This is a genomic window from Shewanella sp. SM73 (assembly GCF_025653795.1).
Taxonomy (GTDB): domain Bacteria; phylum Pseudomonadota; class Gammaproteobacteria; order Enterobacterales; family Shewanellaceae; genus Shewanella; species Shewanella oncorhynchi.
Genome location: NZ_JAKKRY010000012.1, coordinates 134474 through 156719, shown reverse-complemented (window position 1 = coordinate 156719; position 22246 = coordinate 134474). Strand labels below are relative to the sequence as shown.

General features: G+C 46.3%; 14 protein-coding genes and 1 rRNA gene. 5 read left to right on the top strand and 10 right to left on the bottom strand.

Annotation, left to right across the window (positions count from 1 at the left end; translation table 11 throughout):
* Window positions 1-91: ribosomal RNA gene (locus tag L5M51_RS16495) — 16S ribosomal RNA — on the bottom strand; the annotation flags it as partial.
* A gap of 660 nt (window positions 92-751) precedes the next feature.
* Between L5M51_RS16495 and L5M51_RS16490 the strand changes: the two genes are divergently transcribed.
* A complete protein-coding gene (locus L5M51_RS16490) occupies window positions 752-1213 on the top strand; it encodes an RNA-binding protein (RefSeq protein ID WP_113941557.1) in 462 nt (153 codons plus the stop codon).
* A 36-nt stretch (window positions 1214-1249) separates the two neighbouring features.
* Here L5M51_RS16490 and murI read toward each other — a convergent pair whose 3' ends face one another.
* Window positions 1250-2074 (bottom strand): glutamate racemase, encoded by an 825-nt coding sequence (murI, locus tag L5M51_RS16485; protein WP_263164006.1) that lies wholly within the window; start codon window positions 2072-2074, stop codon window positions 1250-1252.
* 222 nt (window positions 2075-2296) lie between these two features.
* Between murI and trmA the strand changes: the two genes are divergently transcribed.
* On the top strand, window positions 2297-3394 hold the full coding sequence (gene trmA / locus L5M51_RS16480) for a tRNA (uridine(54)-C5)-methyltransferase TrmA (RefSeq protein ID WP_198573328.1): 1098 nt from the start codon (window positions 2297-2299) through the stop codon (window positions 3392-3394).
* A gap of 109 nt (window positions 3395-3503) precedes the next feature.
* Here the strand turns inward: trmA and fabR are convergent, their stop codons facing one another.
* Window positions 3504-4118, bottom strand: coding sequence for an HTH-type transcriptional repressor FabR (gene fabR, locus L5M51_RS16475; protein WP_105251021.1), 615 nt, complete (start codon window positions 4116-4118; stop codon window positions 3504-3506).
* A 144-nt stretch (window positions 4119-4262) separates the two neighbouring features.
* Here fabR and L5M51_RS16470 point away from each other — a divergent pair, with 144 nt between their 5' ends.
* From L5M51_RS16470 to mnmH, 3 genes are all read left to right on the top strand, one after another.
* On the top strand, window positions 4263-5369 hold the full coding sequence (locus tag L5M51_RS16470) for an acyl-CoA desaturase (RefSeq protein WP_263173781.1): 1107 nt from the start codon (window positions 4263-4265) through the stop codon (window positions 5367-5369).
* A 95-nt stretch (window positions 5370-5464) separates the two neighbouring features.
* Window positions 5465-6523, top strand: a complete 1059-nt coding sequence (gene selD, locus L5M51_RS16465; protein WP_168826993.1) for a selenide, water dikinase SelD — start codon at window positions 5465-5467, stop codon at window positions 6521-6523.
* On the top strand, window positions 6523-7629 hold the full coding sequence (mnmH, locus tag L5M51_RS16460; RefSeq protein WP_263173780.1) for a tRNA 2-selenouridine(34) synthase MnmH: 1107 nt from the start codon (window positions 6523-6525) through the stop codon (window positions 7627-7629). Before selD ends, mnmH begins: the two co-directional genes overlap by 1 nt.
* A 79-nt stretch (window positions 7630-7708) precedes the next feature.
* On the opposite strand, the gene L5M51_RS16455 is transcribed toward mnmH, so the two are convergent.
* From L5M51_RS16455 to L5M51_RS16425, 7 genes are all read right to left on the bottom strand, one after another.
* Entirely contained in the window at window positions 7709-9571 is a 1863-nt protein-coding gene (locus tag L5M51_RS16455; protein ID WP_263173779.1) for an MFS transporter, read from the bottom strand.
* On the bottom strand, window positions 9562-10173 hold the full coding sequence (locus L5M51_RS16450; protein ID WP_263173778.1) for a TetR/AcrR family transcriptional regulator: 612 nt from the start codon (window positions 10171-10173) through the stop codon (window positions 9562-9564). Before L5M51_RS16450 ends, L5M51_RS16455 begins: the two co-directional genes overlap by 10 nt.
* 316 nt (window positions 10174-10489) lie before the next feature.
* Window positions 10490-10933: a GNAT family N-acetyltransferase gene (locus L5M51_RS16445; RefSeq protein ID WP_263173777.1), complete on the bottom strand. Its 444-nt coding sequence runs from the start codon at window positions 10931-10933 to the stop codon at window positions 10490-10492.
* Between the two features lie 7 nt (window positions 10934-10940).
* Window positions 10941-11753, bottom strand: a complete 813-nt coding sequence (gene cysQ / locus L5M51_RS16440) for a 3'(2'),5'-bisphosphate nucleotidase CysQ (protein ID WP_198573335.1) — start codon at window positions 11751-11753, stop codon at window positions 10941-10943.
* Window positions 11754-12057: 304 nt separating this feature from the next.
* The gene (nudE, locus tag L5M51_RS16435; protein ID WP_212601707.1) at window positions 12058-12639 is read right to left on the bottom strand and encodes an ADP compounds hydrolase NudE; all 582 of its coding nucleotides are present in this window, start codon (window positions 12637-12639) and stop codon (window positions 12058-12060) included.
* 235 nt (window positions 12640-12874) lie between these two features.
* Window positions 12875-21322 (bottom strand): Ig-like domain-containing protein, encoded by an 8448-nt coding sequence (locus L5M51_RS16430; protein ID WP_263173776.1) that lies wholly within the window; start codon window positions 21320-21322, stop codon window positions 12875-12877.
* Entirely contained in the window at window positions 21319-22179 is an 861-nt protein-coding gene (locus L5M51_RS16425; protein ID WP_173497010.1) for a sulfotransferase family protein, read from the bottom strand. Before L5M51_RS16425 ends, L5M51_RS16430 begins: the two co-directional genes overlap by 4 nt.
* Window positions 22180-22246: the final 67 nt, after the last annotated feature.

Below are 22246 nucleotides of genomic sequence, written 5' to 3'. Positions count from 1 at the left end.
ATAGCAAGCTATCTTCCCGCTGCCGCTCGACTTGCATGTGTTAGGCCTGCCGCCAGCGTTCAATCTGAGCCATGATCAAACTCTTCAATTAAAGTTTTGTTGCTTCCGTCTTGCGACTTCAGCGGCTCAATGAATTCTGATTTTTTGTTTCTCGCACTCCCTATAAAAGAAGGGCTGAAACAAACTGTACATATTACTATGAACACTCATTGTTACATTGATTTAAATTTTTGACTGCCAACCCGAAGGTTAAGCAGTTTCGATTAACTCAACACCTGTGAGTGTCCACACAGATTTGCTTGATAAATTGTTAAAGAGCGTTGACCACACACTGAGTTTTCAGCGGGTCAGGGCTGCGTATTCTACGCATTCCCGTTAGTGCGTCAAGTAGTTTTTTCAACTTTCTCAACACTCATCGTTTAGCTTGCTAAACGATGAACTGCATGGCTTTTTTTGCTTAACTTGCGTTACGCTGTCTGCCGTGTCAGTGGATGCGCATTATAGGGAGATTGAGAAAGTCCGCAAGGGCTTTTTATCGATCATTGAATCGCACGTCGATATTTTAAACGTTATGACCATTTTTTAGCTTATAAGCTCTATTTATCGGAGATAAGTAAGGTTTTTTATCTAATAATTGATAATTCACGCTCAATATTTCAGCAATGGTCTAGTGTAAAAGTAAATAATTCATTACCATATACTTGCTGTTAACAGTTATTTATCAATTTCCCATTCATCAGAGAGCATTCTTATGCAAAAGTCATTTCTTATTGTCTTGATTGTCGCCATTATTGGCGCAGTAGCACTATCTCAGTTCGCAACGCCATTATCAGCTATTGCTTTTGTCGCTGGCGCTATCATTGCAAGTCTTGTTTTTAAATTTGTTCCAGAGACTTCATCATCTCATGCTTCAGAAGAACAATATGTTGGCCCTACTATGACCTTATATGTAGGTAACCTGCCTTATCGTGTTCATGAGGGTGAAGTAAAAGTATTATTTGGCGAATTTGGTCCAGTAAACTCTGTGCGTTTAGTCAGAGATCGTAAGACGGGTCGTCGTAAAGGTTTTGGTTTTGTGGAGATGTCAGAATCAGGCGCTCAGAAAGCCATGGTTAAACTGAATGACTATAGTTTCCAAGAAAGAACCTTAAAAGTAAGAGAAGCAAAAACACAAGATTCGGAAGCTGCCGACCGTACAGGGACAGACGAGTAGTATTACCGCTTAAACTGTTTTGCTTTATTTTGTAATTTAGTTGGTTGTGGTGATTCGTTCGATAGTTGAAAAGCCACAATCAATTAATGTTGTTGTTAACCCTTCGCTGATTCCCACCTTAGTATAGAAAGCTTGCATCACTGACTCCCTTACGGCTTCTCTCTCATCTGTTACTCTGTGCTCTTCCACAATAAGATTCTGTTGCGTTAAAAGAGTGACAACTCGCTTAGCAATTGCAGCGCCAGAATCCATTAGTTTTACGCCCGCACCGAGCACTTGTTGTAATTCAGCTTTGATCATAGGGAAATGAGTGCAACCTAGTACGAGAACATCCAATTGTGCGGCAACGACTGGTGCCAGTAACTGTGCCAATCTATGCATATCCAACATTCCAGTCGCCACTTTTTGTTCTGCCATCATCACTAATTCAGAACAACCAAAGAGTTCGACATGGCAATCATCAGCAAATTGGCTGATGAGTTCATGGGTATAATGACGCTTAACTGTGCCAGGTGTAGCCAAGAGTCCAATACGTTTGCTCTTAGACATTAGAGCGGCGGGTTTAATGGCAGGGACAACACCTACGACAGGGACAGTAAGATGTGCACGTAATGCCGGTAATACAACAGTACTTGCAGTATTGCAGGCAACGACCACTATCATTGCATTGGTACGAGCCACTAGATCGCATACTAATTCGACACAGCCAGAAATTAATACCTGCTCTTCCAACTCTCCATAGGGCAACCTAGCGTTGTCGAAAAGATAGCAATAGTCGCTATGGGGCAAACTCTTGCGAATTTCAGCCAGTACAGATAGACCACCAATCCCAGAATCAAACACTAATATAGGTCGCGACAAGCGAATCTCCAGTTTCGGATATATAAATAAACTATACAGATTGGACGCATTAACGATTCGATGGCTGCTTTACTGGCGGAATCCAGCCAAATACCATAGAACCACATTCAAGTGCGCGGATTTTCCCATAGCTTTGCGAAAACCGCAAAAGCAAGATACTGGACATTCGTGTCACCTAGTATAATATTTGCGCCCCAATTTACAGCAACGGTGAATCAAACAATGAACTTAGCAGCAATGGACCCTCAGACTTATGATGCGCAGTTAGAACACAAGCGTATCAAGCTAGAACAAGCCTTTGCCCAATTTGAAACACCGAGTGTTGAAGTTTTTGCCTCAGAGCCAGCTAACTACCGTATGCGCGCCGAATTCCGCATCTGGCATGATGGTGACGACTTATACTATTACATGTTCGATAAAGTATTGAATGAGAAGGTACGTTGCGATCAATACTTACCAGCTAGCGTGCTCATCAATCAAATGATGTCGGCCTTAATCGCCGAGCTGAAACCGAATCCGAGTCTAAGGCACAAACTGTTCCAAGTGGATTTTTTGTCGACTTTAAGCGGCGAGATTTTAGTGTCTTTGCTTTATCACAGGCAGCTTGATGACCAATGGCGCGCCGATGCGGCTGCATTGAAAGCCAAGTTAAGTAGCCAGTTTAACGTCAACATTATCGGCCGTGCCCGTAAGCAAAAAATCGATTTAGATAAAGACTTTGTGGTTGAGTCATTACAAGTAAATGATAAAACCTTCTTATATAAGCAAATCGAGAACAGCTTTACTCAACCGAATGCCAAAGTTTCCGTAAAAATGTTGGAGTGGGCTATCGATGCGACTCAAAACAGTAAGGGAGACTTACTCGAGCTCTACTGTGGTAATGGCAACTTTTCTATCGCACTGGCGCAAAACTTTAATCGCGTATTGGCAACCGAACTCGCTAAGCCTTCAGTCGATGCGGCGCAATACAATATCGAAGTGAATGGTATTGATAATCTGCAGATTATTCGTATGTCAGCCGAAGACTTTAGCGATGCCATGGCGAAGAAACGCAGCTTTAGACGTTTAGAAGGTATCGATCTTGACAGCTATGTTTGCAACACCATTTTTGTTGACCCACCACGCGCGGGGATTGATCCTGATACGCTGGCGTTAGTCCAAGGTTATGAGCGGATTTTGTATATTTCCTGCAACCCTGAAACCTTAAAAGATAACCTGCAACAACTGAACGAAACCCATAGAGTGACCCGCTTTGCCTTGTTTGATCAGTTCCCTTACACAGATCACATGGAAACGGGTGTACTACTCGAGCGTCGTTAATCACTTCAGATACACTGAGCTCGACTGCAGAACACTTAAACGTAAATTCGCTAAAAAAATAATGGAGCCTTAGGCTCCATTATTTTAGTGAATATGCATCTCACTCAGATTAGCGGTGTTCAACCTTATGCTGCAAAGCCTCGGCGCCTTTGGCGACCATGCGCAATTGCATGACTAATTGATCGGCAAGAATTTTGCGGTCAGCCCGTTTCATATCTAATGCGGAAGCGCCGGCATTAAACACCAGAGTCACTAAAGCTTCAGCCTGCGCACGGGCTAGCAAGGGGGTTCGACCCGCTTTGGCTTCGGTATAATGAGCCAATTCAGAAATAAAATGCTCAATTTCGCGGGCAACTGCCGCACGGAATGCTGCCGAGGTTCCAGAGCGTTCATGCAATAAAATACGGAATACGTTTGGATTCGAATCAAGCACTTCCATAAAGGTATCAACGGAAATACGGATCACACTGCCACCCACTTCAGCTCGCTGACGGCCTTTACGCATCATCTGCCTTAGGGTTAACCCGCCCTCATCCACCATAGTAAGGCCAAGTTCGTTCATATCTTTAAAATGGCGATAAAAAGATGTCGGCGCGATATTAGCTTCCCGAGCAACCTCTCGCAAACTCAGACTTGAGAAACTGCGCTCAGCACTTAGCTGATTAAAGGCCGCATCGACTAAAGCTCTGCGAGTTTTCTCTTTTTGCTGTGCTCGAATACCCATTCTTAAATCCGCTAACTGAATGTAATAACGCGATAATACCGCTTTTAGGCATTAAACACAGCCCCATCGTCCTTGACCAAACAATATAGCTAAGCTAAATTAGCTTACAGATGTACGCTCAAAAGCGAATTTTGGAAACCTATAATGAAAAAACCCCCTATCATCTGGCTTAATGTCAGTCTGTTTGCCATCACTTTCCTCAGTGCGGTAATTTTAGTTCCATGGCGCGGTATTGTTCATGGCTATGGTGCCAGTGAATGGATCGCTTTTATTGTTTTAGCCTTTGCCAGTGGTTTGTCGATCACCGCTGGTTATCACAGACTCTGGTCACACAAGGCCTATAAAGCCCATCCGGCAGTGCGTTTTATATATGCCCTTGGTGGTGCTTTAGCATTACAAAACAGTGCATTGCACTGGGCATCTGATCACAGAGTTCACCACAAACACGTAGATGATAACGACAAAGACCCGTACTCTGCCAAAATGGGATTCTGGTACAGCCATATCGGTTGGATGCTGCGTGAGTATCAGTCGCAACGCTATCACGATTATCAAAATGTGCGTGATCTGCAAAATGACCGTATTGTCATGTGGCAACACAAACATTACCTCGCACTCGTTTTGCTGATGAACATTGGACTGCCAGCACTGCTTGGCTGGCTCAATGGCGACGTGCTGTCTATGTTACTGATGGCGGGTTTATTGCGTTTAGTGGTGGTGCATCACTGCACTTTCTTTATCAACTCTTTAGCCCACGTGTGGGGCAGTCAGCCTTATACCGATAAGAATACCGCCCGCGATAATGGCTTCTTGGCCATGTTGACCTACGGTGAGGGTTATCATAATTTCCATCATATTTTCGAAAATGACTATCGTAATGGCATTAAATGGTGGCACTACGATCCAACCAAATGGTTGATTAAGTCATTATCTTGGTTGGGATTAGCTAAGGATTTGCGTACGAGTCCACAGGAACGTATCGAGAGCGCACGCTTACAGATGCAGTTATTACGTACCAAGCGGAAGGTTAATAACCTGCCTAATGCTGATGAAATTATTGAAAAAATCCAAGCAGAGTATGAGTTATTAAAGCAGCACTTAATGGATTACTATCAAGCACAGAAAACCTTGCTTGAAGCCAAGCGTAAACAACTTGTCGATCAGCAACTATTGCAACAAGTTGAAGAGCTAAAGGCGCGTTTCTTAGTCCAGCAAAAACATTGGCGCAGCTTGACCGCAACTTATAGCTAAGCCACAATTCTGCCCGAAAGTCATACGGCCACCTTGCATGGTGGCCGTATCTGATTATGATGATGCCTTAATCACTTAAATAGGCTGTTGAGATCATGTCAGATTCCCTAGTTACACTCCCAGAATCAATCAAGCTAACAGAATATAGTCATGGCGCAGGTTGTGGCTGCAAAATATCCCCTAAAGTGCTCAGCACTATCTTAGCCTCGCAATTACCTGTATTTACCGATCCAAATCTGCTGGTTGGTAATCAGAGCCGCGACGATGCTGCAGTGTACAAACTCAATGATGACATAGGCATCATTAGCACTACCGATTTTTTTATGCCAATAGTTGACGATCCATTCACCTTCGGTCGTATCGCAGCGACCAATGCGATCAGCGATATTTATGCCATGGGTGGCACGCCTATTATGGCGATTGCAATTTTAGGTTGGCCAATCAATAAACTACCCGCAGAAATCGCACAGCAAGTGGTCGATGGCGGCAGACAAGCCTGCATGGAAGCAGGGATCATGCTAGCCGGTGGTCATAGCATAGACGCACCCGAACCTATTTTTGGTCTCGCGGTTACCGGGCAAATTGCCTTAAGTGATTTAAAACAGAATGATACCGCTAAAGCCGGCGATCGTTTATATCTCACTAAACCTATCGGCATTGGTATTTTAACCACAGCGCAAAAACAGAAAAAACTCCGCGATGAAGATAGTCTCATTGCGGTAAATGCCATGTGCCAACTCAATACTATAGGCGCGACCATTGCAAAAATTAGCGGTGTAAATGCCCTGACCGATGTCACAGGTTTTGGACTGGCGGGACACTTACTCGAAATGTGCCAAGGCGCCAACCTCACTGCGAAGCTTAAATTTGATGCAGTGCCATTGTTACCACGCGCCTTAGATTATTTGGCCTTAGGTTGTGTTCCTGGCGGAACTCACCGTAATTACGATAGTTATGGCGAGCATCTCCCCGAGCTCAGCGAGCATCAAAAAGCGATACTGTGCGATCCGCAAACCAGTGGTGGCCTGTTAGTTGCCGTCTCGGCCGCAGCTGAAGCGGAATTAATTGCCCTACTCGATGCGAACCACATAACCCCAATCTGCATTGGGTCACTGGAAACACCGACCACTGCAGCGAATGTGGTGTTGTGCTGATGCCAAGCGCTATTGTAGCCGCAGAGCAATATAGGGAGATCTTTCTCAATCAACATCCGATGATGGATGTGCGAGCGCCCATAGAGTTCACTCGGGGCGCGTTTCCCAACTCGACCAACTTGCCCTTGATGCTGGATAGTGAAAGGGAAAAAGTCGGTACTTGTTATAAGCAATTTGGTCAGCAAGCCGCGATTGCATTAGGTCATTCACTAGTGAATGGTCCCATCAAGCAACAGAGAATCGAGGCTTGGGCTAGCTATGTTAAAGCCAATCCTAATGCTTACCTTTATTGCTTTCGCGGCGGCCTGCGTTCGCAACTCACGCAACAATGGCTCAAAGAAGCGGGGATCGAAGTCCCCTATATTCAGGGTGGCTATAAGGCCATGCGCCAATATCTGATTGGCGTGATTGAAGCGACACCGACTCAGCAACCGTTATTGAGTTTGAGCGGGATGACGGGCTGCGGTAAAACCGATTTTCTACTACAGCGTAAAGAAGCGGTTGATCTTGAAGAAATAGCTAATCACAGAGGCTCTAGTTTTGGAAAGAATATCGACCCACAGCCAACGCAGATTAACTTTGAAAATCAACTCGCCATTGCCTTGCTACAACACCAAACAAGTGGCGCGGCGTGTTTACTGCTCGAGGATGAAAGCTTCCTGATTGGGCGTTCGGCGCTGCCGCAGACATTTTACAATGCCATGCAAGCCGCTAATGTTTTAGTGCTAGAAGAGTCGGACGATGCGAGGCTCGAACGCTTACGCTATGAATATGTGCATAAAATGTATAGCGGCTTCTGTGAGCGCCTAGGGCCGGAAGCAGGTTTTGCGGCTTTCAGTGAATATTTATTACAGAGTTTAGTGAGCATTCGCAAACGTCTAGGCGGAAAACAACATCAAGAACTGCAAGATTTGATGCAACAAGCTCTCGATCAACAAATCAACCAGAATGACACTTCGCTGCACTTAGTCTGGATAAACCTGTTATTGCACAAGTATTACGATCCTATGTATCAATACCAATTACAGAAAAAGTCCGAACGTGTTCTTTTTAAAGGCTCACATCAAGCGATGCACGAATGGTTGGATAGTTATCAAACTCGATAAATTGCCCACGCATAAATGAGATAACCGCGAACATTAGATCCGCGGTTATCACTTCACTTTATTTCATGCCTTAACGAATTTAAGACTTGCCCAGCAGGCTCGCCACTTGGACTCTCAAAGATTCCTTATTCGCAAGCTTACCATCGACGGCATCCGTTAAATCCACCGACACCCTTGACCAAAAACGCTTGGGCATTTTAGCCAAGGCATGTCCGCCCTTGTGACTAAAGTAAGAACCCCATAATCCGTGCAATGCCATAGGAATGACTGGCACAGGATCTCTGGCCAAAATCTTATCAATTCCGGGACGAAAATCGCCAAGTTCACCGTCAGGTGTGAGTCGACCCTCAGGGAAAATACATACCAACTCGTCATTGGCGAGCGCTTCATGAATCGCCTCGAAGGCACGATTATAGGTATCTTCACTTTGCTTAGGCGAACAGATAGGGATCACACCTGCATGGCGGAACAAATACTTCAACAGAGGAATTTCGCTGATGGATTTATCCATCACAAAGCGGATTGGCCGTGTCGACGCTCCCATAATAATCAATGCATCCACATAACTCAGATGGTTACAGACTATGATGCCAGCCCCTTCCTTTGGAATTTTCTCTCGGCCTGTGACTGTCACTCGATACATGACATGACTGAGTAAGTAACTGATAAATCGTTGTGTAAATTCTGGTACTTGTGAATAAACATAGAGCGCGACTACAGCATTCATCACGGCGAGTAGCAGAAATAACTGTGGAATAGTCCAACCTGCAACGCCCAGTAACAGCATAGATAACAGTGCCGAAACCACCATAAACAATGAGTTCATAATGTTATTGGCTGCAATCGCCTGAGCACATTCACCCTTAGGCGAACGAGATTGAATAAACGCATACAGGGGGACGATAAACAAGCCACCGCTAACGCCAATCATAAAGAAATCTAGCATCACGCGATAATGTTGGGACTCGCCAATAAAGGCCTTTAATCCATAGACAAAACCAGCATCTACGGGCGCAGGTGGAATAGCCCAAAGCAAATCGACACCAAAGATAGTTAATCCCAATACCCCAAACGGCAGCAAACCGAGTTCCACATGGCCGTAGGAGAAACGTTCACAAACGAAGGAGCCAACAGCAATCCCGATAGAAAACATGCCTAATAATAATGACACCACAGTCGCACCAGAATGCAAATGCAGCTTAGCAAAGTTAGGAAACTGAGTCAGATAGGTCGCGCCTAAAAACCAAAACCAACTGATAGCGAGGATAGCCATCCAGATTGAAGGCGTTTGACGGGCTTTTTTGATGCTACGCCAAGTGCCCGATAACGGCCTGAAACGTATTTTTTCAATGACGCCCTGCGGGGGTAATGCAGGAATCGCTCGGCTCGATAAATATCCTGCAAAGGCTAATACAGCAACAGTAATCGCCGACCAAAGCGTACCGTTTTCATTAGAAACCAAGATCCCCGCACTCAAAGTGCCCACCAGAATAGAGAGAAAAGTGCCCATTTCAACCCAAGCGTTGCCTGTGACTAACTCGTCCTCTTTCAACGCTTGGGGTAACAAGGAATATTTAACCGGACCGAAGTATGCAGACTGACTACCCGTTAAAAATAATAGTAATAACATCATCATGTAGCTCTCGCTCAGAATCGCAATCGCGGCGCTAAACATGATGATGACTTCGAGTAGTTTCAATCGGCGAATGAGTTTAGCCTTATCCATATTATCGGCGACCACACCCGCATGGGCCGAAAAGAGGAAAAATGGCAAAATAAACACCCCAGCCGCCAAGTTTACAAACATATCGACGCTTATGGGTAGGTCTTTCACTTGGCTAAAGGTCACTAGTAACAGCAACACATTTTTATAGATGTTGTCATTCAATGCGCCTAAGCACTGAGTCGCAAAATAGGGTAAAAAACGTTTTGTTAGCAGCATGATAGTTCCTTCTGGTAACCCATTCCTTGTAAATAAGCTTGTACGTGACTCTTGAGTAAATCCCGCAGTGATAATGACTCAGCGAAGAGCTTATTATCGAGTGACAGAGAGGTCAGCCCATGAATTCCCCCCCATAATACCCGGCTCATACTGAGATGCTGCACCGGCGTAACCTCGGGAAATAGTTGCGCCAATTCACGCTCAATCAGAGTAAATAACCCCGCAATCAATTGCCCTTGCGATTCAGGTAAGGGTTCAGAATCGAGTAATTGCAGCTCAAAAACCAGCTTGAAAGCTTGGCGCTGCTCATGAGCGAATTGACTATACTCCCACGCCATTGCAATAATTTTACCTAAACTGTCGGTCGCACGAACACCCGTCAATCGGTCGTGCAAAGTCCTAAGCGTTGACTCAGAAATCGCCAGTAATAAATAGTTGTAGCTGCCGAAAATATTGATCAAGGTACTAGGGACATAACCAATTTGGCTGGCCACTTTGCGTAAGCTGAGCCCTATGGCACCTTTATCTATCAGTAACTCAGTTGCTGCTTGTATTGCCATCGCGCGAATTTCATCGTGGCTGTGTTCTTTTCGTCTGGCCATAGGTCTCATCCCCTGTTGAATAGCAAGAGACTAACAGCAGTTAAAATAAAAAACAACGTTCAAAATAAGTTTGTTTTACGTACAGAAAAGGGTAAATAATGAAGGATATTATTGAGGATGATGGATAAAGATAGACACTCGAATTAGATTCCCTCAGCAAGCATAACGGGATCCGTGGGATGACATCGCCTAAAAGAGCATAAAAAACGGCGCGCTCTGTCAGCACACCGTCCATTATTTTGATTTAAAAATCACTCTTAATTCAAAGGTGATTTTTATTTGAGGATAATCTTTGGTTCAAAGATAAGCGCGCGATTTATGGCCTGCGATAAGTCATCACAACCCTATCTGCGCCAGCGCCAAAATAATCGGCTTCAAAAGTTGAATCAATGAAACCTAAATGCTGATATAAGCCATGGGCAGGGTTACTCGGATCAACGGTTAAACACACCCGCTCAACTGACACGGGCAACTCGGCTAAACATTGTTGCATCAAACGCTTGCCGAATCCCTTCCCGCGAGCATTTTCACTCACTGCGACAGATAATATCCACATGCAGCTAGGATCGCTACTCTGGACACTGAGCAAATAGCCTTGTAGCTGATTATCTGCATCCACGGCCACTAAAAATTGCTCTGGCCAACAATCAAATCCCTGACGGAAGAAGAAATCAGGATAGCTGTGCTCACCAAAAATGGCCTGTTCGAGCTGATAAACTGCGAATAACTCTGACTTTAATACCGGACGTATAGACTGCATTTGAAAATCATTCACCTATTAAAATCTTATCCCACTCTAAGTTGGGTGCACCAACTACGATGAAGTTAGGGTTTTCTAAGCTCTCGCGCTCATTGTAGGTTAACGGTTGCAGCTCAGTATCCATCAGCTGTCCACCCGCTTCCTCGACGATAATTTGCGCGGCTCCCGTGTCCCACTCACCCGTTGGTCCGACTCGTACATAACAATCAGCACGACCTTCCGCGACAAGACAGCTCTTCAACGCTGCGCCCCCCATCACGACTAACTCGCAGTGTTTGGGATGGTTGAATAGGGTCAACACAGATTGGGGGTCCTGACGGCGACTTACGGCCAATCTTAGGGATACCTTTTCACGGTGCTCAATTTGGCGACTGCTAATACGCACTTCTTGTTTATCCGTGCGTTTGTACGCCCCTAAACCAGCAATAGCGTAATAACACACTTGCGTCATCGGCACATAAACCACGCCCATCACAGGACGATTGTGTTCCACCAGCGCAATAATGACTGAAAAATCACCACTGCCGGCGATAAACTCCCCCGTACCATCGAGCGGATCCACCAACCAATAGCGCTTCCAAGATTCACGCACATTCAACGGAATGTCGGCGGCTTCTTCAGATAACACAGGAATATCAGGCGTTAAGGCGGTTAATCGGTCACAAATGATCTTGTTCGCCGCTAAATCTGCGGAAGTGACAGGGGTATTGTCAGACTTCATTTCTCGCTCAAAATTACCTTTGAGATAAATGTCACGGATAGTTATCCCTGCATCGGTCGCAATCGCAATAACTTCGTCGATCAACTCTTCTGGCTTCATAACAACTCCAATCGCCTGCTGAGCGAATGTTTTGCAAGCGTGCAAACTCTGAACGCTTAAAAGGAAAAAGATTATTTAAGTTATATACCCAAGCTACCTGAAGATACGAGTTTCAGAGCGCCTTGGGTGCTTCAATTCAAGGCGCATCAATGACAGAATGTCGGCCACCTTTTAAATTGATGCAACACCGAAGTGGAGTGCCCTAGGCGCTCCGTCCCGGCGGGTTTTAACGCACTTTATGCTGTGTTGGTTATTTTTAACTTAGCCCGCTAGGTCTGCAAATAACCGCCTTGCCTAAAGTGCGTTAAACTCCCGCTGAATCCTGCATCTTCAGGTTGTTTGGGTATAAATATTTTTGCGCCAAAAACAACGCGCTCACACTACGGGATTCAGAAAAATCGACATCATCGAGCAAGGCTTCCCAATCGGCGAGCGCCCAAGGCACCACATCAATTGGCTCAGGCTCATCACCTTCAAGGCGACTCTCATACAGATCTTCTGCAAGAAAAATTTGCATCTTACTAGAGAAATAACCCGGAGCTAGGCTGAGTTCTTTCAGTAAGGTGAGCTTATTCGATCCAAAGCCAATTTCTTCCTGTAATTCACGATTAGCAGCTTCTATTGCTGTCTCACCGGGATCGATCAAACCTTTTGGGAAACCGAGTTCGTAATTATCAGTTCCGGCAGCATATTCGCGTGCCAGTAGCATTTTCCCTTGATGAATAGGCACTATCATCACAGCGCCACGACTACCGCCTTTCATGCGCTCATATTGGCGCTCTACACCATTGGAGAACTTAAGATGCACTTGCTCAATTTGAAATAATCGGCTTCTCGCGACAACTTCGGTATGCAATATTTCCGGCTTATTCTGCCGTTGCGACATAACTGCCTCTGGATAAAAAAGCGATAAATTAAATAAGGTAAGTGACAATCTTACTATCCTGTCTTTAATCTACAACCTGAATTTATTACATGCTCCTAATGGTAAGCCACAAATCCTTTGCGATATGCATCACAAACCCAGCCCAGCCTTAAGTGAACACCTTCAAAATATTCTCAAATACGATGTTTTATTGGATAGTAAAAAGGGGCGAATGCCCCTTTTGATATGCTAACGCTTAAAATTGATATCGTAGATTGAGCTGGTAACTGAGGAAATCATTAGGCTCGATATCCACATATTGATATCCCAAACCTACAGACCATGACTCACTAAATTGATAGCTAAAACGCACGCCCGCATACCAATCTGTACCATCAAGCTCTGTAGTTAAACGGCTATTGCCCATAGTGCTACTGATATCCGCTTGCCACCTAAACAATCCGATGGGTACTTCAAACCGCCAAGCTTCATGTTGGAGTAAAGTGAAACGTAATCCCAGCATGACACCATCGGCCAGTACTGGCGTTACGGCTTTGACCTGCTCATGATATTGCTCAGGGGTGAGACTTGCGCCCTCAATCCTCGCAGTCCCATTACCAAAGTCGGCATAGCCTAATTCGGTGGCAACAAAGGGAGTCCATTGATAACCGATACTCACACCCAAAGCAGTATCTTTATCATCAACCGATGTTACAAAGCCTGTCCCCGCTTGTGGCTGTAGAGCTCGCCTGCTGCTATCAACCTGAGCTTGCCCGACAAATCCCTCGACATACCAGTTATCAGCCGCATTTGCTTGATTAACGGAGCCTGCGAGCAACACAGCGCCCAAGACTAATTTATGTAATTCCTTACGGCGAATTAACCCCATTGTAAGAATCAAACCTAATGCCCATAAGGACATACTGCCTCCACCCGACTTGTTATCTATCACCACATCTTGATATGCCTTAACTGTGATTAACGCTTGCCCAGTTGCTTCGCCGCCCAATCCATCACTAATCTGATAACTCACAGTATCTACTCCATCAAATCCAGTTTTAGGGATATAACGTAGTTTATTAGACTCAACAGAAACCGTTCCTTGCTGCGCGGTTGCGCTGACTAAGGTTAAAACGTTGCCATCGGGATCGCTGTCATTACTCAACACATCGAGTAACAAGCTCGTTCTGTCATCTATGGCAGCACTATCGTTCACTGTCTTAGGTGCTGTATTGCCATTAACAATCACAGTCAACTCACTACTCGCAGTACCACCTTTACCATCGGTAATGCTATACACCAGCACATCTGTACCGATGAAATCGGTTGCTGGCGTGTAACTTAACTGCTGATTAGCCAAGATAACTACAGTTCCGAACTCGCTGGTGACTTGTGTTACCGTCAAAGCATCACCATCGCTATCCGTATCATTGGCGAGCACATCGACATCGAGACTCTGATTCCAAGGTAAAGATGCCGTATCTGGGTTCGCCACAGGTAAATGGTTACCATTGAGTATCACTGACACACCACTTGGGTCGACAATGGTTCGGTTAGCGACGCCATCGTCATCGTTTGGCCCGCCATCTTCTATGGTTAACTGCACACACCAATGGCCTTCAGTTAATCCTGAAGTCCAACGATTATCTCCAGGAGGAGGGCAGAAACCACGCTCACCTTCACTACTCGCGACACTATTACGTGCATCAATCACAAAATCCTTCCAACCATTTTGGGCTTGATACTTACGATATACCGCATTGGCAGGAACTGGCGAACGTTGTGGTATCACCAGACTGTAACTCTGCCCTTGTTGCGGTAGTCCTGTAGCAATGAAGTCAAAAATCCCCCCCACATTGGCCGCGATACTGTCTTCAGGAACCAGATTAGGTAATAGTTGAATACCACTTTGCTCTTGCATCAGTGCAATATTACCTAAGCGTAAGCACACGCCCGCTTGCCCCTCTGCCAGAAAGTACACAGGCTGCAACTCACCTTCAGGCATCACGTTACAATCATTGATTGCATCCAAGTAATCTGGAATGCCATCGCGGTCTGTATCGGTAAATCCCTCTTGGTTATCAGGGATCAAATCACCGTCGGTATCAGTCCCCGTCAGAGGTGGCAAAGATGGGCGCACAACAATATAAACTTTCTCCGTGGTAGACAGCGCGGGTAAGCCGCTATCCGTCACAGTCAGGCTCACAGGATAAATGCCAGGCAAGACCTCTGTCGGCAAGAAGAACATCCCCGCATCATCGGACTGCAAGTTCAGCGCGCCACTCGACCATACAGATGTCAAAGTATCGTTCATGTTGGCATCGCTAATCTGCGCATGAATATGAACCTCGCCACCATTTTGTGCCACGATCAACTGACGTTCACCCGCTTGAGTCACCTCAAGAGTCACACTCGGGGCAATGTTAGCCTCAGTGATCGACACTTGTGTTTGCTTCTTACTGCCTAAATTCAAACTTGGATCTAGGCTGATCAACACATCTTCTTCAGCCTCAACTTCCCCATCCTCTATGGTTCTAAAGTGAATATGGGCCAATGTACCTGAAGTAATCTCCACTACCGCATCGACTAAGTCATGATCATTGCTGTCCGCGGAACCTGCAACCGTATAAGGAACTGATATTGGATACTCAGGCGCTACACCGTTTAAGTGAATACTAACAACAACCTCATTACCCTCACCCACGACTTGATCTTTACTCAAGGAAATTAATGGATGCACTTTTACTTTCTGAGCCTTAGTCGCTTTATTGCCATCACGATCTACGGCTTGCCAGTAAGCAAGATAACTACCAGGGGCAAAGAATAAACGCTTATCGACCAAAGAAACGGGCAGTGGATGACCATTACGATCGACGGCCTTCGCAAACCCTAGATCCACTCGAGTGAACAAGCCTGTTGCATTAACTTCAACATCACTAGGTACAGTAATAACAGGTAAATTGTCAGCCTCCCCACCTTCTACCAGTAAGTTGACTTTTGCACTTGCGCGCCCTTTCTGACCGTCACTAATGGTATAACGAAGTGCGACCGGACCAACATAAGCTGCAGGGGCAGTAAATATGAGTCCATCAGCAGTAATCTGCACACTACCTATGTCTGCCGCCGCGCCATCGATAGTCAAAGTATCACCGTCCACATCAACATCATTCTCTAGCGCAGCTAGTGTGTATTTATCATCCGCGGTGCTGGCTAGAGTGTAATTATCATCGACAGCTTGTGGGTCATCATTCACTGGCGTGACATTAATGGTGATAGTTGCAGGCTCAGAACTCAGTTCAGCATCCTTAGCAATAAAGCTTATCTGATCTGCACCGTTGAAATCTTTCTCCGGTGTGTATAACCACACAGTTCCATGCTGCTCCAAAGTGCCCGATTCAGGTTGGCTCACCACTTCATAGGTAAGAGGATCACTATCTGCATCCTCCCCAGTAAGCGTGATCATCACAGAGCTATCTTCCTCTAAGGTCACACTTGCACTCGTCGCAACAGGCGCATCGTTAACGTTAGTCACTGTAATGCTAAAGGACTGCTCAGCCGTTAAGCCATCCGTATCCGTCACACGTAAGGTGACCGGGTGACTGCCCACATCAGCATTGCTAGGCGTGCCGCTGAGTAAACCCGTCGCCGCGTTGAAACTCAACCAGCTCGGTATCGTCACCGCACTCAATGTCAGTACGTCGTCCACATCGACATCTGTAGCGGCAAAGGTATAGCTGTAAACAGCCTCTTGCACAGCGGCCGTAGTTGCTGTTGAAGTGATGGTAGGTGCGTCGTTGCTATTAGTGACTGTAATACTAAACGATTGATCTGCTGTTAATCCGTCAGCGTCCGTCACTCGCAGTAACACAGCATGACTGCCCACATCCGCATTGCTCGGCGTACCACTGAGTAAACCCGTCACCGAGTTGAAACTCAACCAGCTCGGTTTGGTCACTACACTGAGGGTTAACACAGCACCCACATCTAAGTCTGTAGCTATCACTGTGTAACTGTAAGCTATATCTTGAGTTGCTGTAGTGATGGCTGGAGAGCTAATCACAGGTGCATCGTTGACGTTGGTCACAATAACCATGAAGGATTGGTCAGCCGTTAAGCCATCTGCGTCTGTCACCCTCAGCGTCACTGGGTGAGAACCCACATCAGCATTAGTAGGCGTGCCGCTTAATACACCAGTCGCGACGTTAAAGCTTAGCCAGCTAGGCTTAGTTATCGCGCTTAACGTAAGTACATCGCCCACATCAGTATCCGCAGCCGTAAAGATGTAGCTATACGCTGCATCTTGGGTCGCTGCAGTCATAGCCATAGAACTAATCGTCGGTGCATCGTTGACGTTCGTCACAGTTAAATTAAACGCTGGTAGACTCGCGGATAAAGCGCCATCAGAAACGCTGATAACAATTCCGTTAGTCACACCAACATCTTGATTTAATGGAATACCAGACAACATACCTGTCGCGGTATTAAACGTTGCCCACGTAGGTTTATTACTAATACTAAAGCTAAGTGTATCTCCCACAGAGTCAGACGCTGTTGGCGTAAACTGGTACGAAGCATCCTGATTCACTATTAATATCGGCGAACCACTAATAGTCGGTGCACCATTTGGCGTCACAGAGTTACTCGCACTTGAAGCATTACCACTTCCCACAGTATTCGCCGCAGTAACACTAAATGTATAGGCCGTACCATTTGAAAGCCCTGTAACTGTAATTGGAGATCCTGCTCCCGAACCCGTAAAACCACCGGGGCTAGATGTCACTGTATAAGCTGTAATTGATGAACCGCCATTAAATATCGGTGCAGTGAAGCTAACAACCGCTTGGCTATCCCCAGCGATTGCGGCTCCTATGGTTGGCGCTCCAGCCACGACAGCATTTACCGCAAAGGTTCTGCTCACCTGTGTTGCTGGTAAATAGCTACTATTACCTGCTTGATCTGCATTAATAGTACAGCTACCGGCCGTCACAAAGGTCAGTGCACCACCGGAGGTAATAGTACAAACGCCCGTAGTGGATGAAGTAAAGACAGGTGTTAAGCCTGAATCAGCTGTAACCGTTAATGTTGGCGTAGTACCAAAGTTCTGTGCACTTGGGGCAGCAAAAGTGATGGTTTGGATTGCTGCCGGAGTAATCGAGTTGGATGCGGCCGATGCAGAGCCAGTACCCGCCACATTATCGGCAGTTACAGTAAAGGTGTACGCTTGGCCATTGGTTAAACCGGTCACCACAATCGGAGATGAACCACCGTGTACTGGAACGACATCCGCCGGGTTTACCGTCACGGTATAACCGGTAATCGCCGAGCCACCAATATTCACTGGGGCAACAAATGCAACACTGGCCTGGGTATCACCGGCGATTGCAGTCCCTATGGTTGGTGCGCCGGGAACTACGGGGCTAACGCTGAAAGACTGGCTCACCTGCGGTGCAGCCAGGAAAGACAAATCGCCCGCCTGATCCGCATTGACCGTACAGGTTCCTGTCGTTATAAAGGTCAACACACCGCCACTGGTAATAGTACAAACACTGGTGGTAGATGAGGTGAAAGTGACAACATAACCACCACCTGCCGATGAGCTTGCGGTCAGCGTTGGCGAAGTACCAAAGTTCCGTGTTCCTGGATTAGCAAAGGTAATCGTCTGTGGTGATGCCGGAATGATCGAGTTGGAAGCTGCCGATGCTGCACCCGTCCCTGCTGAGTTGGTCGCGGTTACCGTAAAAGTATAGGCCACTCCGTTCATCAGCCCAGTTACTGTAATTGGCGAACTTGAACCCGTACCGGTTGCACCACCTGGATTAGCGGTGACGGTGTAACCGCTGGCAATAATCGCAGCCCCACCCGTACTGGCTGGTGCAGTAAATGTCACCGTTGCTTCAGTATCACCTACAGTGGCAGTGCCGATGGTTGGTGCATCAGGAACTATCGCATTCACGGTGAAAGTTTGGGTAACCGTAGTGGCCGCATTCCAAGCCGTATTGCCTGCCTGATCTGCATCGATAGTACAAGAACCCGCCGTCACAAAGGTCAGGGCGCCGCCGCTGGTGATGGTACAAACACCGGTAGTGGATGAACTGAAGGTTGGGGTCAAGCTGGATGTTGCTGTCGCACTGAGCGTTGGTGTGGTACCAAAGTTTTGCGCTCCAGGATTACCGAAGGTGATGGTTTGAGCACCTTTGGGAGTTACTGAGTTGGAAGCACCGGAGGCCGTACTGGTGCCTATGCCATTAGTCGCGGTAACGGTAAAAGTGTAAGCCGAGCCATTGCTAAGACCAGTAACTGTAGCAGTACAAGCTGCGGGCCCAGCACAGGTGCCAAATGCACCACCGGGGTTAGCCGTAGCGGTGTAAGTAGTAATTGCTGAACCGCCATTATTGCCGGGGGCACTAAAGGTTACTGATGCTTGGCCATCGCCTGCGGTGGCTGTGCCTATGGTTGGTGCAGCAGGCGCAGTTGGAATAGCAACTGTGTGGGTTGCACCACTGCTATAAGCCGCAATACCCGCATTACCTGCGTCGTCAGCAATATTGGTTGAACCATTTAAATTCAACTTGAAGACGCCGTTGCCACTAATGCCGTTGATATTGATATTAACGCTGGTACCCGACGCTGCCGACACGCTGGCAATATTTCCCGTAGCGGTTCCTGAAGTTGTCGCCAAGGTAAAGTCATCGGTTGATATGTTGCTTACTGACTCACTGAAACTGGCAACAAATGCCATGCTCGAATCAGTTGAAGCAGGAGTACCGCTGAGCGCAATACCGCTCAGGGTCGGAGCAATATTATCAATCGTCGCACCAGTAGTATCTGCTGCGGTTGTGGCATTGCCGGCGTTATCGGTTGCACTGAAGGAGATATTGCGGTTGGTGTTATCAATCGCACCAGCGACTATGGTGTAGGTTGCAGTCCAGGTTCCCGAACTATTGGTTGCGGCCACTGCAGCACCACCACCAAATTGTGTGAAGTTGACGGTAGCTGAACTAATCGTATCGGTATTGTTATCACCACCAGCCGTGTTGTTCCAGGTCGCCGTAACCGTATCGCCAATTTTGTAGGCACCGCTGGTTCCAGTTGCGCCGGAAATACTGATGCGTCCATCTGTCACAGTAGGCGCGATGCTATCGACGGTAGCATTGGTGCTATCCGCTGTAGTATCGCTGCCACCTGCATTCGTAGCAGTGACACTCACATTGCGCGCCGTATTATCGATGGCACCTGCGGTGATTGTGTAGCTTGCAGTCCAGGTATTACTGCTATTGCTTGCAACAACAGCAGCACCACCGCCGAATTGTGAAAAATCAACCGTTACACCGGTAACACCAGAATTATTATCGCCACTTGCAGTATTATTCCAAGTAGCGGTAACTGTATCGCCAATCTTGTAAGCACCACTGGTGCCAGTTGCGCCGGAAATGCTGATTCGGGCATCGCTGACTGTAGGTGGTGGTGGAGTATCTATTGCATTCGCGACGGTGAAACCATAAAACTCAAAGAACTCGGGGCCATCCGTTGAAGAATTACAAGCACTGGCACAATCAAAAAACAATTTAAAGCCTTTTAGCTTAACGCCCGAAAAAGACGCCAATTGTCCTGGTGCAAAGGTAAAGGTCTCTTTAACTCCGCTTCCGTTAACAGTCGAGGAGGTAACAGTTCCGCCATTCTGCAAGTAACCAACAATACGCAGATTAGTAAATTGAGCTGTATAGGCAGGATCAGCAGCCTCGCCTCCCGTTAATCCAGTTAACTCAAATGCAGTGGTATTGGTACCATCTGCGCGCAAATAAAAATAATGGTTAGTGCTAGTCTCACCACCATGCATGTAAGCAAAATTGCCAATGCTACTAGCTAGATTTTGAGTGACGCCATCACCACCCTTAGCGGTTAATCTGAAATGAGTTGTGCTGAGCTGTGCAGTTGCCTGCCCACTCCAACCTACAAAACCATAAGTGCCATTTACAATTGGCGCTAACACCCCTGAAAAATCCCTTAATGCTTTTTCAGAAAACGCCAAAGTAGATTCAATATTTCCGCGGGTAACTTCTAAATCCCAGTCGCCTTGTAATTCGGCATTGCCGGTTAAATTATTGGAGGCGGCAATATCCAAACCTGTGTTATTGCTGATGATATCCAGCAACTCTTCACCGCTGTCATTCGCGGCCAGATCGCAACCGTAAAATAATAAATCGCCACCTTCACGCACCGCGCCTTTTAACGCGGCAAATGCCAACACTTCACGCTGGATTGTCTCCGGAGTAATACGTGAATTACCGAGCAAAATAGCGCCCGCTTGTGCGTGGGAGACCACATGAATAGCAGCGAGATTTTTGTGTCCATCAAGTACATTAATTAATTGCGCTAATCCAGCGATAGAAGAATCTAACTCTACCAATTGAACACTAGGTTTAAGGGCGCGGCGCAATACCGATTTATCAGCTTCAGCCACTGCGCCATCAACAATCACCAGCTCACGCACCGGATGTGCACTCTGGATATCCAGTTGATCACCAGATAAATCAATTAGATCCTGTGGTAGAGAGGTGTCTGAACGCAATAATAGATCGGTCGATGCACTTATTGATGAACTCAAATAGGATCGCTGATAACTCGGCGCTGCAATAGCACCAGCACCATAGAGTCCGAATGGTAATAACAGCGAGGAAAGCCCACTAAGCAGTGCGTGTCTCATGATAAGTGATTCCCTTCATTTTTTGCGTTAGGTGCTACAGGTTTTTTACTTGCAATAATATTGGCTGCAGTGCCAGTACTATCCAGCCAGAAGTCCATTTCTTGATACTTCATAAATAAGTCAGGCGGTAAAATACTGCGCCTACTTTTGTATTCCACTTTCCGCTTAACGCTATGCAAACCTTTGACCCCAAGATTGTGGTCAAACTCATTTTCAGCATAGTCGACATTATTAAAATCGTGTTCGAATTGCGGTTCGCCAATAAAACGATAGATTAACTCCAGCGTGCGTGCCGGATGCTGGGTAAGCAGATCATAATCCACTAATAGCAAGCGATCAGAAAACTCGCCGTAATAGGCTTCCTTGAGTGCGGTCCATGCACTTCCAACCGCACCACCAGCATTGATTAATGACTCGCAGCGGCTATAAACCGTCTGACGCGAGGCCGCATTGAACATACGGCTGTAATCAAATGGGTTTTTACGGTAAATCACTTCAAAACTATCCATAATCCAAGCCGGATTGCGCACACAACAAATCACTTTAAAATCATCAACCAACTCTACCAATTGATGTAGACGGGCAGTCCAGTGACGGTTTGTGTCGAAAATAACCGGATGATTTTTATCTTGATAATAAGCATCAATTAATGCCCGACAAATGACCTTACGTTTATGTTCATCGAAAAATGAATAGGACTCACTACCAGCCCCCATTTGTTCGAGGGCACCATTCACAAGCCCCGCTACAGGGCTACTGATAGCCGCATGAAAGCGTGGATTTTGCAGAAGTATACCTGCGAGCAGCGTCGAGCCAGCACGCGGTAAACCTGAAATAAAATGTAATTTGTTTGGCATTAATGTGACTTACTAATTAAAAATATTTATTAAAAACTTCCCGACAAACATGCCGGGATCATTCATC

Excerpts from the sequence above, each read along its gene's own strand:
- cysQ (WP_198573335.1), bottom strand. The coding sequence starts at position 11,753 with ATGAAGCCAGAAGAGTTGATCGACGAAGTTATTGCGATTGCGACCGAT.
- L5M51_RS16490 (WP_113941557.1), top strand. The coding sequence starts at position 752 with ATGCAAAAGTCATTTCTTATTGTCTTGATTGTCGCCATTATTGGCGCA.
- L5M51_RS16430 (WP_263173776.1), bottom strand. The coding sequence starts at position 21,322 with ATGAGACACGCACTGCTTAGTGGGCTTTCCTCGCTGTTATTACCATTC.
- L5M51_RS16450 (WP_263173778.1), bottom strand. The coding sequence starts at position 10,173 with ATGGCCAGACGAAAAGAACACAGCCACGATGAAATTCGCGCGATGGCA.
- selD (WP_168826993.1), top strand. The coding sequence starts at position 5,465 with ATGTCAGATTCCCTAGTTACACTCCCAGAATCAATCAAGCTAACAGAA.
- L5M51_RS16445 (WP_263173777.1), bottom strand. The coding sequence starts at position 10,933 with ATGCAGTCTATACGTCCGGTATTAAAGTCAGAGTTATTCGCAGTTTAT.
- mnmH (WP_263173780.1), top strand. The coding sequence starts at position 6,523 with ATGCCAAGCGCTATTGTAGCCGCAGAGCAATATAGGGAGATCTTTCTC.
- nudE (WP_212601707.1), bottom strand. The coding sequence starts at position 12,639 with ATGTCGCAACGGCAGAATAAGCCGGAAATATTGCATACCGAAGTTGTC.
- L5M51_RS16425 (WP_173497010.1), bottom strand. The coding sequence starts at position 22,179 with ATGCCAAACAAATTACATTTTATTTCAGGTTTACCGCGTGCTGGCTCG.
- fabR (WP_105251021.1), bottom strand. The coding sequence starts at position 4,118 with ATGGGTATTCGAGCACAGCAAAAAGAGAAAACTCGCAGAGCTTTAGTC.
- L5M51_RS16470 (WP_263173781.1), top strand. The coding sequence starts at position 4,263 with ATGAAAAAACCCCCTATCATCTGGCTTAATGTCAGTCTGTTTGCCATC.
- trmA (WP_198573328.1), top strand. The coding sequence starts at position 2,297 with ATGAACTTAGCAGCAATGGACCCTCAGACTTATGATGCGCAGTTAGAA.
- L5M51_RS16455 (WP_263173779.1), bottom strand. The coding sequence starts at position 9,571 with ATGCTGCTAACAAAACGTTTTTTACCCTATTTTGCGACTCAGTGCTTA.